The organism is Rhodoferax sp. LS1P39, assembly GCF_056521425.1.
Genome location: NZ_JBWMAV010000019.1, coordinates 41,587 through 58,331, shown reverse-complemented (window position 1 = coordinate 58,331; position 16,745 = coordinate 41,587). Strand labels below are relative to the sequence as shown.

Genomic DNA, 16,745 nt, shown 5'->3' with positions numbered 1-16,745 from the left:
GAGGGCGCTGGCAGGCATCCACAAAACGCCAAAGCGCAAGCCTTGTATCCTCGCCCCCTCACACAAGCAACCGTAATCCAGAAAGAAGCAATGCAAAAAGAACAAAAGCCCACGGGCACCACCGCGCTGGTCATTGGCGGGGGCCCTGCGGGCTTGATGGCGGCGGAAGTGCTGGCCAAGGCGGGGGTGGCGGTGCAGTTGTGCGATGCCATGCCCTCGGTAGGCCGCAAATTTCTGCTGGCCGGCAAGGGCGGGCTCAACCTCACGCACTCCGAGCCGCCCGAACTCTTCGCCACCCGCTATGGCACGCGCCAGGAGCAAGTCGGCCCCTGGCTGCAAGACCTGGGCGCGGCGCAACTGCGCGACTGGGCCCAAGCCCTGGGCGTAGACACTTTTGTCGGCAGCTCGGGCCGGGTGTTTCCGACCGACATGAAATCGGCCCCGCTGCTGCGCGCCTGGCTGCACCGCTTGCGCGTGGCCGGGGTGCAGTTCCACATGCGCCACCGCTGGGTGGGGCTGGAGGGCAACACCTGGACTTTCGATACGCCCAAGGGGCTGGTGCAAATCACTGCCGATGCGGTGGTGCTGGCGCTGGGCGGCGGCAGCTGGGCACGGCTAGGGTCGGATGGCGCGTGGGTGCCTTTGCTGCAGGCGGCCAAGGTGCCGGTGGTACCGCTGCAACCCGCCAACTGCGGCTTTGACGTGGCGGGATGGACCGAGCATTTCAGCAGCCGTTTCGCCGGGCAGCCGTTCAAAACCGTGGCGCTGTCGTTCACCAACAGCCAGGGCGACACGTTCCGCCGCCAGGGCGAGTTTGTTGCCACCGCCAGCGGCATCGAGGGCAGCCTGGTCTACGCGGTATCGCACCTGGTGCGCGACGAGATTGCGCTGAACGGCCACGCCACCGTGCTGCTGGACCTGCTGCCCGACAAAACCCCCGAGCGCGTGCTGGCCGACGTGGCCCACCCGCGCGGCACCCGCTCGCTGTCCAGCCACCTGAAAAGCCGCCTGGGGCTGGAAGGCATCAAGGCGGGCATCCTGCACGAGTTGCTGGACAAGGCCACGTTCCAGAACCCGGCTGCGCTGGCCGCCGCCATCAAAGCCCTGCCGATCCGCCTGGTAGCCACCCGGCCCATCGACGAGGCCATCAGCACCGCCGGTGGCATCGCTTTTGAAGCCCTGAGCCCGGACCTGATGCTGGAGCCGCTGCCCGGCGTGTTTGCGGCAGGCGAAATGCTGGACTGGGAGGCCCCCACCGGCGGCTACCTGCTCACCGCCTGCATGGCCAGCGGTGCCCGGGCCGGGCAGGGCGTTTTAAGCTTTTTAGGCCGCTAGCGCTTATTCCATAAGCGTGAGCAGCTATTTATTCCATAGCGAATCAGTGCAGGGACCTGTCGGGTGCGGGGCTTAGGTGCGTAGCCCTCGGGCGTACACCACGCCCCAGCCCAGACCCAGCAGCGCCGCCACCAGGGAGCCCAGCAGCACCCCCAGCTTGGCCGCGGCGAGCAGGTTCGGGTCGGCAAAGGCGAGCATGGCAATGAAGATGGACATGGTGAAGCCGACACCGGCCAACAAGCCGGCCAGGCAGATGCCGCCCCAGGACACGCCCGGCGGCAGTTGGCACCACCCCAGGCGCACCACCAGCCAGCCCAGGCTGACGACACCCAGCGGCTTGCCCAGTGCCAGCGCCAGCGCCACACCCAGCATCACCCACTGCGGGCCCTCGGCCGACAGGTCGACACCGCCCAGGCCCACACCGGCATTGGCCAGCGCAAACAGCGGCATGATGGCAAAGGCCACCCAGGGATGCAAAGCCATCTGCACCCGAGTTACCGGGGGCAGGATGTCGCGCTGGGCCAGGCGGAGTTCGCGCAGGGGGTAGGCCAGGTCATCCGCATCTTTGGCAGCGCACGCCTCGCGGTCGAGCAAATCGTTGACCACCCGCGAGGCCACCTGCAGTGGGCTCTCGCGGGTGCGGGGCGGGTGCACGGGTGTCATCAGGCCCAGCACCACGCCGGCCAGGGTGGGGTGCGCACCGGTCACCAGCAGGCCGATCCAGACGATGGCACCCGGCACCACGTAGGCATAGGCCGAGCCTATGCCCATCTGCTGCAGGCCCAGCACCATCAAAATGCCCAGGGCCGCCACGGCAAAGCCGCTGTAATCCAGCCCGCCGGAATAGAACAGCGCGATGATCAGGACCGCCACGATGTCGTCGATGATGGCCAGGGCCAGCAGGAAAACCCGCACATTGCCGGGGATGGACCGCCCCAGCAGTGCCAGAATGCCCACGGCAAACGCGATGTCGGTGGCGGTGGGCACGGCCCAGCCGTCTTGCCGGATAGGCTGGGGGTTCAGCGCCAGGTAGACCAAGGCCGGCACCACCACCCCGCCGATGGCCGCCGCCAGCGGCAGTGCGGCCTGGCGCAGGCTGCTCAAGGCGCCTTCGTGGATTTCGCGGCGGATCTCCATGCCAACGACCAGAAAAAAGATCGCCATCAGGCCGTCATTGATCCAGAAATGCAGCGTTTGCGAGAACATGAAGCGCCCCACGCCAATCGACACCGGGGTGTGCCAGAGTGCGTGGTAGCTGCCTGCCAGGGGGGAGTTCGCCCATACCAGGGCGATGGCCGCCGCGATCAGCAGCACCACGCCACTGGCGGCTTCGATGTGGAGGAAACGGTCCAGGGTGGCAAAAGCGCGCTGGGCCACGCGCTGGGCACGCGGCAGTTTCTGCCGTGACGTGGAGGGGTTCATGGTCGGAGTTACTCCGCGTGGCGGCCCGACCAGCGCATAAACCTGTTTGGCTGCACCTGCAGCGAACACCCTGGTGCATTTTTACACACCGACCAGGGAAGGCCTTGTTTACAAGCCTTTCAGGCCGCTAGCGCTTATTCCATAAGCGTGACAAGCTATATTAAATATAGCTAATTGCTGCGCCTCGGCTACGGCAGCAACTGCTCTCGCTCCAGGCGGCGCAGGCGTTTGACGGCGTACATGGCGGCATCGGCCTGGGTCAGGGCGTTTTCTGCGGTGGTGGTGCGCGGGTCGATCAGCACCACCCCCACGCTGGCACCGCTGCCTTGGATTTCCAGCTCGCCCAGGTACAGGCGGGTGCGGCATTGCTGCGTCAGCCGCTCCTGGAAGATGCGCGCGGCGCTGCTGGGTTCGTCGTTCAGCTTGGGGCCACGCCCCACGGCAACAAATTCGTCCCCCCCGAAACGCGCCAGCACATCGCCTGCGCGCAGGCCGTCGGCCAGGCTTTCGGCCATGGCGGTGAGAAACTGGTCGCCCACCTGGTGGCCGTGGGTGTCGTTGATCTCCTTGAAGCCGTCCAGGTCGATGAAGCTGACCAGCACCCCGGTGCCGTCGCGCTGCGCCCGGGCCAGCGTGCGCACCAGCTCGGCGGTCATTGAGCGGCGGTTGGGCAGGCCGGTGAGGGTGTCGGTCAGCGCCTCGGTGGCCAGCTGGGTATTGGCTTTTTCCAGCTGCGCCAGCAGCCGTTCCCGCTCGATATGCTGGGCGATCAGGCGCGCAAACAGCTGCAGCATGTGGGCGGCGTGGGGTGCCAGCGGCAGCTTGGAGGTGCTGGCGGCGCACAGCGTGCCGTACACGCCACCGTCCCCCAACTTGATGGGGATGCTCAGGTAGGTCTGGATGCCCAGGGCCCGCGCGGCATCGGAGTCGCCCCAGCAGGCCGACACATCGTTGGTGAAGAAGCGCTCCTCCTCCAGAGCCCGCTTGCACAGGGTGTCGGTCCAGGCCACGCTGAGGCCTTCGGGGATCAGCAGCTCCAGCGAGTTGCGTGCAAACAGAATGGTCTGCACACCTTTTTCCGCGTCGATGGTGGTGAGGTAGGTGGATTCCAGCCCGGTCACGGTCTCCAGCATTTCCAGCAGCGGGCGCGTCAGATCTTCCAGTGTCCACGCCGAGGCCACGGATTGAGAAAGCCGCAGAAGCAAGGCATCCATAAAAAAAATGTCCCCAATGTTGCGGACATTTTGCCTTAATTACCCCATGTTACAGCTAGGATTTTAGGTATTGTGCGCGAAAGTGTGGTACGCAATTAAATGGTTGGTCTGCTGGCAGCAGTCAGGCAGCCCGCCCGCTGGGCTCCACAATCACCAGGGCAATGCCGCAGACCAGCAGGCCCGCTCCGGTCCAGAAGGCGGCGGCTGGGGTCTCGGCAAAGAACACATAGCCCAGCGTGGGGCTGAACAGCAGCAGCGAGAAGCTGCCCGCTTCCACCGCCGACGCATCGCCCGCGCGGTAGGCAAAAAAGTACGACAGGTAAATGCCCGATGCGGCCAGGCCCACGATAGGCAGCAGTACCCACAGGGCGGGCGGCACGCTGGGCAGGGTGAAGCCGCTGAGCACGCCAAAGCTGATCCAGCAGGCGGTCTGGCTCCAGGTGAGGATGGCGATGGGGTGCTCGTGGCCCGAATACTTTTTCAGCACCACGCCCAGCATGGCCTCCATCAGCGCGCCAAACAGCGCCACCAGCGCGGCGGGGTGGAAGGCGCTGGCACCGGGCTGCAGAATAGCCAGCACGCCGCCAAAGCCCACCGCCACGCCCAGCCAGCGCAGCCAATGCGGTCGCTCGCCCAGCAGCCATACGCCCAGCGGCAGCATGAACAGCGAGCCGGTCATCAGGTAGGCGCTGGCCTCGGCCAGCGGCAGGTGGGCCACGGCCCAGGCGGCGCACCCGGCCGAGGTGACGATAAAGCCCGCGCGCAGCAGGTGCATGCGCGGGTTGCGGGTGCGGATGACGCGCCCGCGCGTCCAGGCGATCAGCGGGGCCACCATCAGCAAGACCACGCTGGCCTGCAGAAACAGCACCTGCCGGGGCGGGATGCCCTCGGCCATCAGGCGCTTGTTGCAGGCGTCCAGCACCGCCCAACACAGCATGGCCAGCATCACCAGCAACACGCCCCGGGAGTTGCCCGCCAGGCCGTGCCAGCGGGTGGATAGAAACTTCAGCATGGTCAAGGGCCAGGTTTGCAAAGATTTTTGACTGCTCGTGCTGATGGGATGGGCACAAGCAGCTATATTTTGTGTAGTACTTGACTATACAGGCTCGTACTGCATAGTAGGGATGCAGGCTGCGGCGTAGCGGTCCAAAATAGGCCCATAGCCGGAGAACCGCATGCCCCCTGACCCCCATCCCGACAGCTTTGCAGCGCTGTGCGCCTCCGAGCGGGCGGCGTTGTTGGCGCGGCGGCAGCAGGTGCTGGGGTTGCCACCGGAGGCGGGGCCGGGCGACAGCAACGAGCTGGACCTGCCCCGCGTGGGCCTGGCCCTGTCGGGCGGAGGCGTGCGCAGCGCCACGTTTGCCCTGGGGCTGATGCGCGGCATGGCGCACAACCGGGGCCAGGGCGGGGCGGCCCGGGGCCTGGCGCGCGACGGTTTGCTGGGGCGGCTGGATTATTTGTCTACCGTGTCGGGCGGCGGCTACATCGGCGCGATGTGGGGGCGGCTGGTGGACACCTACGGCATCCGCGCGGCCCAGCAGCTGATGGCCGACGGGGCCTCGCCGGTGCTGGCCTGGCTGCGCCGCAATGGCCGCTACCTGAACCCGTCGGGCTCGCGCGACACCGGCACGGCGGTGGCCACCTACCTGCGGGCCTGGCTGGCCATCCACACCGAGCTGATGTTCACCTGCCTGCTGCTGGGCCTGGTGGTGCTGGCGCCGCACCTGCTGCAGCACCGCTTCCAGTGGTTCAACGGTTGGGCCGCCTGGTACACGCCGTGGTGGGTGCTGTCGCTGGCGGTGGCCCTGGCCACCGTGCCGGGCCTGATCGCAGGCTACTGGGCGGCGCGCGATGCGGGCGGGGACAAGGCGCTGGTGGTCCACCACCTGGGGTTGCGCGATGCCGTGTTTGTGCTGGTGGCCGGGCTGTGCACCGCGGTGCTGTGGGGCAGTGTGGGCAGGGTGGGCCTGGGGGTCTCGGTGGCGCAGGGGCCGGGCTGGCTCAACGCCTGCGCGCTGGGCATGGGCTCGCTCACCCTGGGCCAGGCCGGGGTGGTGCTGTGGCTGGCGTTGTCGCGCGATGCATCGCACTCGCTGCTGGTGGCCAGGATCCGCCACGGCCTGACCGGAGCCCTGCGCGGGGCCTTGGTCTTGGCGCTGGGCCTGCTGGCCCTGGGTGCGCTGGACCTGGTGAGCTGGTGGCTGCTGGAGGCCTGGCTGGAAGCCTTGGACAATAAGCGCGACGGTACGCCGTCGTGGCTCTGGGGCGGCCTGGGCGTAGGGGGCTTTGTGCTGCTGGTGCTGCGCAACCTGGTCCAGCCGCTGCAGCAGATGGCTGCCGAGACCAGCAAGCAATCGCAGAACTGGGCCCCCCGGCTGGTCAACCTGGCCAGCCTGCTGGCCTGCGTGGTGCTGGGCCTGGGCTGGCTGGTGCTGGTGCAGTGGTTTGTGTTTGCGCTAAACCCATTTGGGGTGTTTGTAGACGTGCCTGCGGTGCAGCGGGCCGCGCTGCTGCTGGCGGCCTGGGCCACCTGGGTGGTGTTGACGGCGGCGAATGCGCAGATGGCCAATTCCTCTTCGCTGCACAGCTTTTACCGGGCCCGTGTGGTGCGCGCCTACCTGGCTGCGGGCAACCAGAAGCGCCACATGAACGACCCCAGCCAACCGCGCTCCGACGTAACCCAGGTGGTGGACGGCGATGACATGCACATGTGCAGCTATGCGCCGGAACGCAAGGGCGGGCCCATCCATCTGGTCAACACCTGCCTGAACCAGACGCGCGACTACCGCAGCGGCCTGTACAACGCCGACCGCAAGGGCGCGGCGGTGACCGCCAGCTGGCGCGGCTTCGAGGTGGGGCCGGGGGCCTTCATTGCCCAAAAGAAGGGCCAGGACGTGGGCACCCTGGGCCGCTGGGTGGCGGTGTCGGGCGCGGCGGCATCGCCCGGGGCCGGGGCCTACACCTCGCGCGGCCTGGCGCTCTTGCTGTACCTGCTGGGCGTGCGCCTGGGCCACTGGATGCGCGCCCCCACCCGTAGCCCGGAGCTGAAGCTGGTCAGCTGGTTCGGCTGGCGTTGGTGCCCCAAGCCCATGATGCTGCTCAACGAGGCATTTGCCACTTTCTACGGGGTGGAGCGGCCCTGGTGGTACCTGTCGGACGGCGGGCACTTTGAAAACACCGGGGTGTATGCCCTGCTCAAGCGCGAGCTGGACTTCATCATCCTGTCCGATGCCAGTTGCGATACCGAATACGAGTTTGGCGATCTGGAAAACCTGGTGCGCAAGGCGCGCATCGACTTTGGCGCCGAGATCGACTTCTACAGCCACGCCGAAGCCGCCCGGGTGCTGACCCGGCTGTTTTCGCAAGAGCGCCGCGATGTCACCGTGCTCTCGCCCGAAGACATGCAGGACAACCATTCCTGCCGGGGCGTGCTGCTGGCGCGCATCCGCTACCGCCCGCGCCCCGGGCCGGGTGGGGCCGAGTTCAGGCCCGAAGGCACGCTGCTGGTGGTCAAACCGAATATGCACGACGCGCTGGACGTGGACCTGCTGGCCTACAAGCAAAAGCACCCCGACTTTCCGCACGAGTCCACCGCCGACCAGTCGTTTGACGAAGCCCAGTGGGAAAGCTACCACCGCCTGGGCGAAGACTTTGGCCGCGCCCTCACCGAAGAATGGCTGGCCCTGCTGCCCGGCTGGCGCAGCCCGGCCCACCACGGTATGCAGGTGGCGGCCCGCCTGGGTGGCACCAAGACCGGCGAGACCAAGGCATCCGAACCCCTGTGGCGGCGCGGTGCCCGGGCCACCGCCATCGGCACCACGCTGGGCCTGGGGGCTTCGGGCACGCTGGTGGTGTCGCTGTGGCAGGTGCAGGACCAGTTGCAGCGCAAGAGCACCGACCTGCAGAACGACACCAGCCAGTTGTATGCCAAGGTGGCCGAAAAAATCGACACCCTGGACGAAGCCTGCCCCAAGCTGCCCCAGCACATGCTGACCCAGACCGAAGACCTGCTGGGCCGCCGCGACAGCCCCGCCATGCGCCGGGTCGATGGCTCCGGGGTAGAGCGGCTGGTGGAGCAGATCACCGGCCAGTGCAACCGGCTGGAGAACTATTTCGTCTGCAGCAAGCCCATCCAGCAAAGGGTGCAAGACCTGTGCAGCCTGGTTAAAAAGCCGGTCATCCTGAGCAGTGCCATGGGCTATTGGGTCAACGGAGCCAGCCCCGCCGACCAGGCGCGTGCCAGCCAGAAGTTGCGCGACACCCTGGTGGAAAAATGGAATGCACTGGGCGTGATGGCCTTGTTCCAGCTGTCGGTGGCACCACCCAACCTGGGTTCGGTGTTTCCACCACCGCCTGCCGTACAGCCCCCGCCGACCGTGGTGCCAGTGGACCCCCGGGTGCCCGATGCCAGGGCCCTGGCGGTCGGCCTGGCCTGCACCCGCAAAACCACGCTGTACATCCAGGTGTACGACCCGGCCTCGTTTGCCGTGGCCAATGTGCTGCGCGACACCTTGAACCAGCAGGTCAGCGCCGTGGTGCAGGTGGCTCCGGTGGAAAACGTGGTGCGCAGCGCCGACCTGCGCCAACAGCGCCGCCCTGAGCCCTGGCCCAAGCCCACCTTTGTGCTGCATGACCGTACCAATTTCAACGCCAACATCGCCTCCAGCGACAACGGTGGCCAGGCCTGTGCCAAAGCCTTGTCGCAGTACCTCGGCGTGCCCTGGGTGTTGCCGGGCGCGCCCGACCAGGTATGGATCCGCAACCTGCCCGACGCGCTGAAAGCCACCCCTGGCGTGATCGAACTGTGGCTACCGTCCATCGCCAGCAAGAATGCCGAGCGCGGGATGGACAACGCCAACAACACGCCGATGGCGGTGGCGATGGTGGGGGAGTGAGGTTTTGAGGGGTAGGAGTGGCTGCTTGGTTATGCCGCCACGGAGCCATCTGGTTCACGGGCGGCGCTGACGGCGCTGAGGTGTAAGCCAGCGGCTCCCATGACGGCCAATAGCGTCTTGATGGTGGGATTCCCCCGTGGCGACAGGGCGCGGTACAGGCTTTCGCGCGGCATGCCTGCACGCTCCGCCACGGCTGCCATACCTTGCGCCTCCGCAATGTGGCGCAGGGCGGCCAACAGCGCCGTTTGCCCGCCCGGAAGATGGGACTCTTCCAGTGCTGTCGCCAGATAGACATCCGCCATGGAAGGGTCTGCCTTGAGCATTTCCACCACGGCGACATCGTTTTGGCGGTGTGCCGGGGATTTGGTTGTTGTCATGGATTCTTCCTTCGGTGTTGCCAGTCTGTCCAATAAGCCAGTGCCTCTGCGATGTCGGCCTGTTGTTTTCGTTTGTCGCCACCCACCAACAGCAGAATCAAACGCTTGCCCGCCTGCGCGTAATAAACCCGGTAGCCCGGCCCCCAGTCAATTCGCAACTCCCAGACACCTTCGCCCACGGGCTTACAGTCTCCAAAGTTGCCTGCGGCCATCCGGTTCACCCTCACCAGAACGCGCGCCCTGGCATGCCGATCCGCCAACCCGCTCAACCACAAGGCATAAGGGTCTTGGCCGCCCGAGGTCAGATAGTCTTGGACATCGAACATGGCTGTGGATTATAGGTTACAGGGGGTGAAATACCCCTGATTCATGCACAGGCCTTAGCGCACGGACACGCTATGCGCGGCAATCCTGGTGTTTTTTTGGGGGAGGTGACCTGACGCGGTCAAGTTACACAGTCGAGATGCTGGGGCCGACCTATTTGCCTAAGCCCGCGCCAGCATTGACTTTTTGGTGAATTAGTTGACGAACCTTACCCCGGCACTGGCTCCACAGTTAGGGCTGCTTGGTTCCCCACCTGACCCGGTTGGCCGCTTCACCATGCGGGAAGGTCCGTCACCTCCGATTGTAAGCCAGGATCGGCGGGCTTCTAGAATCGGGCGATGAATCCTGTTCCCCCTTTGAAGCGCGCCCGCCGGGGTAGTGGCGCAGTGACCTTGCATACCGTGGCCAAGCTGGCCGGGGTGGCGCCCATCACCGCGTCGCGGGCGCTGAATACGCCTGGGCAGGTGTCGCCGGAGGTGCTGCGCAAGGTGACCGAGGCCATTGCGCAGACCGGCTACGTGCCCAACCGCCTGGCGGGCGGGCTGGCATCGGCGCGCAGCCGCCTGGTGGCGGCGGTGGTGCCCACCATCTCGGGGCCGGTGTTTTTGCAAACCGTGCAGTCCCTGACCGAAGCGCTGGATGCCTGCGGTTACCAGCTCATCTTGGGCCAGAGCGGCTACGCCGATTCGCGTGAAGACGCGCTGCTGGATGCCATCATTGGTCGCCGCCCGGACGGCATTGTGCTGACCGGCATCCTGCATTCGCCCGAAGGGCGCAAGCGGCTGCTGGCCGCCGGTATCCCGGTGGTGGAAACCTGGGACTACACGCCCACGCCGCTGGACATGCTGGTCGGCTTTTCGCACGAGGCGGTGGGGCAGGCGGTGGTGGCGTTTCTGGTGGCCAAGGGGCGCACCCGCCTGGCGGTGGTAGCCGGGGACGACGAGCGTTCGCACCGCCGCCACGCGGCTTTCCAGGCGGCTGCATTGGCAGCCGGTTTGCGTCCGGTGACGGTGGTGACCGTGCCCGCGCCCACCACCATGAAAAGTGGTCGCAGGGCTTTGGTGGATCTGGTGGCCAGCGTGCCCGATCTGGATGCGGTGTTTTGCAGCTCGGACCTGCTGGCCCTGGGTGTGGTGACCGAGGCGCAGGCGCGGGGGCTGGCGGTGCCGCAGCAACTGGCGGTGGTGGGGTTTGGCGACCTGGCGTTTGCGGCTGATCTGCACCCGGCCCTGACCACGGTGCACATCGATGCCGATGCCATTGGCCGCACGGCAGCGCAGTGCCTGGTGGACCGCATCGAAGGCCGCCCGGTGGCGCACCCGGTGGTGGACATCGGCTTTTCCATCATCGAGCGCGACAGCACCTGAGCGCTGCTAGCAGGTCTGGCATACCCGCGTTTACCCCTAGATATTTTGTCTTGCCTTGGAAATTTGGTAGCGCTATCATTTGGCCATCAAGGTAGCGCTACCATTTGATTGCCTTGACCACATCTACAAAGGTTTTCCATGAAAAAAATATTGGCTTCTGCATTGCTCGGACTGGTTGCCACGCTCGGTGTGCATGCCCAGGCGTGGCCTGAAAAAACCGTCACCCTGGTGGTGCCGTTCCCGGCGGGCGGCTCCACCGACTCGGTAGCCCGCGCCCTCAGCCCCCGGCTGACCGAAAAATTCAAGCAAACCGTCATCGTGGACAACAAGGCGGGGGCTACCGGCACCATCGGTGCCACTTTTGTCAAACGTGCACCGGCGGATGGCTACACGCTGCTGGTCAGCTCGCTGGGCCCGCTGGTGATTGCCCCGCACCTGATCAAGGGCGTGCAGTACGACGCGCTGAAAGACTTTGACCCCATCACCGTGGCGGTGCAGGCCCCCAATGTGCTGGTGGTACCCGCCAATTCGCCGCACAAATCGCTGGCCGAGGTGGTGGCGTTCCAGAAGGCCAACCCCGGCAAGATGACCTTTGCCTCGTCGGGCAACGGCTCCAGCGACCACCTAACGGTAGAGCTGTTCTGGCAGCAAACGGCCACCAGCGGCCTGCACATTCCGTACAAGGGCGGCGCGCCCGCCATCTCGGACCTGCTGGGCGGGCAGGTGGATGCGTCGTTCCAGAACATCAACGCAGTGCTGTCGCAAATCAAGGGCGGCAAGCTGCGCGCCCTGGCCGTTACCAGCAGCAAGCGCTCCGAGGTGTTGCCCGAGGTGCCCACCATGGCCGAGGGCGGGGTGAAAAACGTCGAGGTCTATTCCTGGCAGGCCATCGTGGCACCCAAGGGCTTGCCCGCCGATGTGCGCGGCAAGCTGCACGCCGCCATCGTGGCCGCATTGGCCGACCCCGCCATCAAGCAGCAGTTTGGCGCGCTGGGTTTTGAAACCATCGCCAACACGCCAGAGCAGTTTGCCGCCTTCCAGTCCACCGAATTCGCCCGCTGGAAGCGCGTGATCGAGGCCGGCAAGATCACTGCCGACTAAGCCCACCCCATTTTGAAAGCACCAACCATGACTTCCCATTCCACCCCCGTCATCACCGCCTTGCGCGCCATTCCGGTCGCAGGCCGCGACAGCATGCTGCTCAACCTCAGCGGCGCGCACAGCCCGTTTTTTACCCGCAACCTGCTGGTCCTGACCGACAGCGCAGGCCGCACCGGCGTGGGCGAAGTGCCCGGCGGCGAGAAAATCCGCCAGACGCTGGAAGATGCCGCCGCCTTGGTGGTCGGCCAGCCCATCGGCGCGCACCAGCGCGTGCTGCAACAGGTGCAAAAGCAGTTTGCCGATCGCGATACCGGCGGGCGCGGGCTGCAAACCTTCGATTTGCGCACCACCATCCACGCCGTCACCGCCATCGAATCCGCCTTGCTGGATTTGCTGGGTCAGCACCTGGACGTGCCGGTGGCCGCCTTGCTGGGCGAGGGCCAGCAGCGCGACGCGGTGGAGATGCTGGGCTACCTGTTTTATGTGGGCGACCGCACCAAAACCGATCTGCCTTACGTCACAGACCCTGGTGCCGATAACGACTGGTTCCGCCTGCGCCACGAGGCCGCCATGACCCCCGAGGCCGTGGTGCGCCTGGCCGAAGCTGCCCGCGAGCGCTATGGCTTCAACGACTTCAAGCTCAAGGGCGGTGTGCTGCGCGGCGAGGAAGAGGTCGAATCCATGCACGCGCTGCACGCCCGCTTCCCCGAAGCCCGCGTCACGCTGGACCCCAACGGCGGCTGGCTGTTGAAAGACGCGGTGCGGCTGATGCGCGACATGCGCGGCGTGGTGGCCTATGCCGAAGACCCGTGCGGCGCAGAAGACGGCTTCTCGGGCCGCGAGGTGATGGCCGAGTTCCGCCGTGCCACCGGCCTGCCCACGGCCACCAACATGATTGCCACCGACTGGCGGCAACTCAGCCATGCCTTGTCCTTGCAATCGGTGGATATCCCGCTGGCCGACCCGCATTTCTGGACCATGGCGGGTTCGGTGCGGGTGGCGCAGACCTGCCGCGACTGGGGCCTGACCTGGGGCTCGCATTCCAACAACCACTTTGACGTGTCGCTGGCCATGTTCACCCACGTGGGTGCCGCTGCGCCGGGCAAGGTCACCGCCATCGACACCCACTGGATCTGGCAAGACGGCCAGCGCCTCACCAAAGAACCGCTGCAAATCCAGGGCGGCCTGGTGCAGGTACCGAAGAAGCCCGGCCTGGGCGTGGAACTGGACATGGTCGAGGTGGAAAAAGCCCACCAGCTCTACAAACAGCACGGCCTGGGGGCGCGCGACGATGCCATGGCCATGCAAACCATCATTCCGGGCTGGAAATTCGACCCCAAGCGCCCCGCATTGGACCGTTAAGCCCATCAGTCGTCATACAACTTGTGGTTAAAATAGGGTTTATTAGCGTAAACCCTCGGTTTTAAATCGAGTAAATCGGCGATAGTTGCCTTGTTATCAGACAACGTATGACTAAACACCAGCGTTGAAACCCGTTACTTGCACCATCCGCACCAAGGAGCATCCCATGCGCGAAAACCGTTTACGCACGTTGTGGAAATCGGGGGGCGCTGCCGTGAATGGCTGGCTGGCCATTCCGAACAGCTTTTCCGCCGAAACCATGGCCCACCAGGGCTGGGATTCGCTGACCATCGACCTGCAGCACGGCATGGTGGACTACCAGGCCATGGTGCCCATGCTGCAAGCCATCTCCACCACCGACACGGTGCCGGTGGTGCGCGTGCCCTGGCTGGAGCCCGGCATTCTGATGAAGACCCTGGACGCAGGTGCGTATGGCGTGATCTGCCCCATGGTCAACACCCGCGAAGACGCGCAAAAGCTCGTCGCCTACACCCACTACGCGCCACGCGGCACGCGCAGCTTTGGCCCGGTGCGCGCCACGTTGTACGGTGGGGCCGACTACGCCACGCACGCCAACGACACCATCGTCACCTTCGCCATGATCGAAACCGCTAAGGCGCTGGACAACCTGGACGACATCCTCTCGGTAGAGGGGCTGGACGCGATCTACATCGGCCCGTCGGACCTGTCGCTGGCGCTGGGCTGCCGTCCGGTGTTTGACGATGTGGACCCCAAAGCCGCCGAGGCCATCGACCATATCTTGGCCCGCGCCAAGGCGCACGGTGTGGTGGCAGGCATCCACAACGGCACCACCGACGGCGCACTGGCCCGCATCGCCAAGGGTTTCCAGTTTGTCACCGTGAGCTCGGACGCACGGCTGATGGCCGCCGGTGCCCAGCAGGTGGTGGCCAAGATGCGCGCACGGCCGGTGTCTAGCGGTGCAAGCGGATATTGAAGATCATTTTTCCAACGACGGCCCCCCCAGTTTCAGCCAGAACGAACGCTGCCAGAGATAGCTGGCCCCGGCTTTGCCGGGCCACTGGTATCGCCCCCTGCAAGGGGGTTGGAGGAGCGAAGCGGAGCCTGGGGGTGGGCCAATATTTCACCAAAAAGGGCGCTAGCGCCCATTCCATAAGCAGGAGCAGCTATGAAATTAGGATTTATCGGTTTGGGCATCATGGGCGTACCTATGGCCTTGCACCTCGTCAATGCCGGGCACCAAGTGTTTTATTACACCCTGCACAAGGCGCACGCCGACATCACCGCATCCAGCGCCACCGCGTGCGACAGCGGAGCAGACGTGGCCAGCCGTGCCGACATCGTCTTCACCATGGTGCCCGATACCCCGGACGTAGAAGCCGTGCTGTTCGGCGAGAACGGTATTGCCGCGGGCCTGGCTAGTTCACCAAAGAGCAGCGTGATGGAAGACGGCCACAGCCGCAAGATCGTCGTGGACATGAGCTCCATTTCGCCCATGGCCACCAAGGCCTTCGCGCTGAAGATCAACGCGCTGGGCGCGGACTACATCGACGCACCTGTTTCCGGTGGCGAAGTGGGTGCCAAGGCCGCGTCACTGACCATCATGTGCGGCGGCTCGGAAGCGGCCTTTGCCACTGTGCGCCCTCTCCTGGAATTGATGGGCAAGAACATCACCCTGGTGGGCGGCAATGGCGACGGCCAGACCACCAAGGTGGCCAACCAGATCATCGTGGCGCTGAACATTGCCGCCGTGGGCGAGGCCCTGTTGTTTGCCAGCAAAGCCGGTGCCGACCCGGCCAAGGTGCGCCAGGCGCTGATGGGCGGTTTTGCGTCCAGCCGCATTCTGGAAGTGCACGGCGACCGCATGGTCAAGCGCACCTTTGACCCCGGTTTCCGCATCCGCCTGCACCAGAAGGACCTGGGTCTGGCGCTGCAGGGCGCACGCGAGCTGGGCTTGTCCCTGCCGCAAACCGCCGGTGCGGCCCAGTTGATGCAAGTCTGCGCCGCCAACGGCATGGCCGACCTGGACCACTCGGCCCTGGTGAAAGCCCTGGAACTGATGGCGGGCCACGCCGTCGCCTGAACTTAAGATAGCGCCCATGACCTCCACCGACCGCACCCAACTGCTGCGCAGCATGTTCGATGCCGCCGTGGCCGCCGCCCAGCCCGCGCTGTGCCTGCCGCCGCACCTGCCGCCGCCGCCCAAGGGCCGCACCATCGTCATCGGCGCGGGCAAGGCATCGGCCGCGATGGCACGGGCGCTGGAAGACCACTGGAGCGGTCCGCTGGAAGGCCTGGTCGTCACCCGCTACGGCTACGACGTGCCCTGCGAGCGCATCGAGATCGTGCAAGCCGCCCACCCGGTGCCGGATGCGGCAGGGCTGGCGGCGGCGCAGCGCATCCGCCAACTGGTGACGGGCCTGACGGCGGATGATTTGGTGATTGCGCTGATCTCTGGTGGCGGCTCGTCGCTGCTGGTGGCCCCCGGCGAGGGCCTGACCCTGGCCGACAAGCAGGCGGTCAACACCGCGCTGCTGCACAGCGGGGCCAGCATTTCCGAAATGAACTGTGTGCGCCGCCACCTCTCCAGCCTCAAAGGCGGGCGGCTGGCGGCGGTGTGCCACCCGGCACAGGTGCTGACACTGTTGATATCCGACGTGCCGGGCGACGACCCGATCGACATCGCCTCCGGCCCCACCGTGGCCGACCCCACCACCTGTGCCGATGCGCTGGCCATCGTGGAGCGCTACCGCATTGCGGTGCCGCCCGCCGTGCGCAGCCTGTTGGAAAGCGGCGCAGGCGAAACCATCAAGCCCGGCGATCCGCGCTTGGCAGGCATCCAGACCCGCATGGTCACCGCGCCGCAAATAGCCCTGGAAGCCGCCGCCCAGGTGGCCCGCGAGGCGGGTATCACCCCGTACATCCTGGGCGACAGCCTGGAGGGCGAGGCCCGCGACCTGGGCAAGGCTATGGCCGGTATCGCCCGCCAGGTGGCCGTGCATGGCCAGCCGTTCCAAACGCCTTGCGTGCTCTTGTCAGGCGGCGAAACCACCGTGACCCTTCGCGGCCAGGGCCGGGGAGGGCGCAACGTCGAATTTTTGCTGTCGCTGGCGGTGGCGTTGAACGGCCTGCCCGGCATCTATGCGCTGGCAGGGGACACCGATGGTGTGGACGGAGCCGAAGAAATCGCCGGTGCCGTGCTCACCCCCACCACCCTGGCCCGCGCCTGGGCGCTGGGCACCAACCCGCGCAGCAGCCTGGACAACAACGACGGCCACGGCTTCTTCCAGGCGCTGGGCGACTCGGTGGTGACTGGGCCCACGCTGACCAACGTGAACGACTTTCGCGCCATCCTCATCGAGGGCTAGT

Annotated in this window: 13 protein-coding genes and 1 other RNA gene; 8 read left to right on the top strand and 6 right to left on the bottom strand. The window is 66.0% G+C overall.

Going from position 1 to position 16,745, the window contains the following annotated elements:
- Positions 1-90 precede the first annotated feature (90 nt).
- Entirely contained in the window at positions 91-1,335 is a 1,245-nt protein-coding gene (locus AC097O_RS22400; protein WP_479595175.1) for a TIGR03862 family flavoprotein, read from the top strand.
- A gap of 72 nt (positions 1,336-1,407) precedes the next feature.
- Here the strand turns inward: AC097O_RS22400 and nhaA are convergent, their stop codons facing one another.
- The 3 genes from nhaA to AC097O_RS22385 form a co-directional block, all read right to left on the bottom strand.
- Positions 1,408-2,757: a Na+/H+ antiporter NhaA gene (nhaA, locus tag AC097O_RS22395; RefSeq protein ID WP_479595174.1), complete on the bottom strand. Its 1,350-nt coding sequence runs from the start codon at positions 2,755-2,757 to the stop codon at positions 1,408-1,410.
- Positions 2,758-2,945: 188 nt separating this feature from the next.
- On the bottom strand, positions 2,946-3,971 hold the full coding sequence (locus AC097O_RS22390) for a GGDEF domain-containing protein (RefSeq protein ID WP_479595173.1): 1,026 nt from the start codon (positions 3,969-3,971) through the stop codon (positions 2,946-2,948).
- Between the two features lie 121 nt (positions 3,972-4,092).
- Positions 4,093-4,983 carry a DMT family transporter gene (locus AC097O_RS22385; protein ID WP_479595172.1) on the bottom strand — a complete coding sequence of 297 codons (891 nt, stop codon included), beginning with the start codon at positions 4,981-4,983 and terminating at the stop codon, positions 4,093-4,095.
- Positions 4,984-5,146: 163 nt separating this feature from the next.
- Between AC097O_RS22385 and AC097O_RS22380 the strand changes: the two genes are divergently transcribed.
- Positions 5,147-8,866: a hypothetical protein gene (locus tag AC097O_RS22380; protein WP_479595171.1), complete on the top strand. Its 3,720-nt coding sequence runs from the start codon at positions 5,147-5,149 to the stop codon at positions 8,864-8,866.
- Positions 8,867-8,895: 29 nt separating this feature from the next.
- Here AC097O_RS22380 and AC097O_RS22375 read toward each other — a convergent pair whose 3' ends face one another.
- The 3 genes from AC097O_RS22375 to ffs form a co-directional block, all read right to left on the bottom strand.
- Positions 8,896-9,243 carry an addiction module antidote protein gene (locus AC097O_RS22375; protein WP_479595170.1) on the bottom strand — a complete coding sequence of 116 codons (348 nt, stop codon included), beginning with the start codon at positions 9,241-9,243 and terminating at the stop codon, positions 8,896-8,898.
- Positions 9,240-9,569, bottom strand: coding sequence for a type II toxin-antitoxin system RelE/ParE family toxin (locus tag AC097O_RS22370; RefSeq protein WP_479595169.1), 330 nt, complete (start codon positions 9,567-9,569; stop codon positions 9,240-9,242). Before AC097O_RS22370 ends, AC097O_RS22375 begins: the two co-directional genes overlap by 4 nt.
- A 195-nt stretch (positions 9,570-9,764) precedes the next feature.
- Positions 9,765-9,860, bottom strand: an RNA gene (ffs, locus tag AC097O_RS22365) — signal recognition particle sRNA small type.
- Between the two features lie 45 nt (positions 9,861-9,905).
- Here ffs and AC097O_RS22360 point away from each other — a divergent pair.
- The 6 genes from AC097O_RS22360 (at position 9,906) to AC097O_RS22335 (ending at position 16,744) form a co-directional block, all read left to right on the top strand.
- Complete coding sequence (locus AC097O_RS22360) at positions 9,906-10,934, top strand: LacI family DNA-binding transcriptional regulator (RefSeq protein ID WP_479595168.1); 1,029 nt, start codon at positions 9,906-9,908, stop codon at positions 10,932-10,934.
- Between the two features lie 138 nt (positions 10,935-11,072).
- Positions 11,073-12,035: a Bug family tripartite tricarboxylate transporter substrate binding protein gene (locus AC097O_RS22355; RefSeq protein ID WP_479595167.1), complete on the top strand. Its 963-nt coding sequence runs from the start codon at positions 11,073-11,075 to the stop codon at positions 12,033-12,035.
- Between the two features lie 27 nt (positions 12,036-12,062).
- A complete protein-coding gene (gene gudD, locus AC097O_RS22350) occupies positions 12,063-13,397 on the top strand; it encodes a glucarate dehydratase (RefSeq protein ID WP_479595166.1) in 1,335 nt (444 codons plus the stop codon).
- 166 nt (positions 13,398-13,563) lie between these two features.
- Entirely contained in the window at positions 13,564-14,352 is a 789-nt protein-coding gene (locus tag AC097O_RS22345; protein WP_479595165.1) for an HpcH/HpaI aldolase family protein, read from the top strand.
- 192 nt (positions 14,353-14,544) lie between these two features.
- Positions 14,545-15,459: a 2-hydroxy-3-oxopropionate reductase gene (locus AC097O_RS22340; protein ID WP_479595164.1), complete on the top strand. Its 915-nt coding sequence runs from the start codon at positions 14,545-14,547 to the stop codon at positions 15,457-15,459.
- 16 nt (positions 15,460-15,475) lie between these two features.
- Positions 15,476-16,744 carry a glycerate kinase type-2 family protein gene (locus AC097O_RS22335; RefSeq protein ID WP_479595163.1) on the top strand — a complete coding sequence of 423 codons (1,269 nt, stop codon included), beginning with the start codon at positions 15,476-15,478 and terminating at the stop codon, positions 16,742-16,744.
- The last annotated feature ends 1 nt before the right edge of the window (position 16,745 follow it).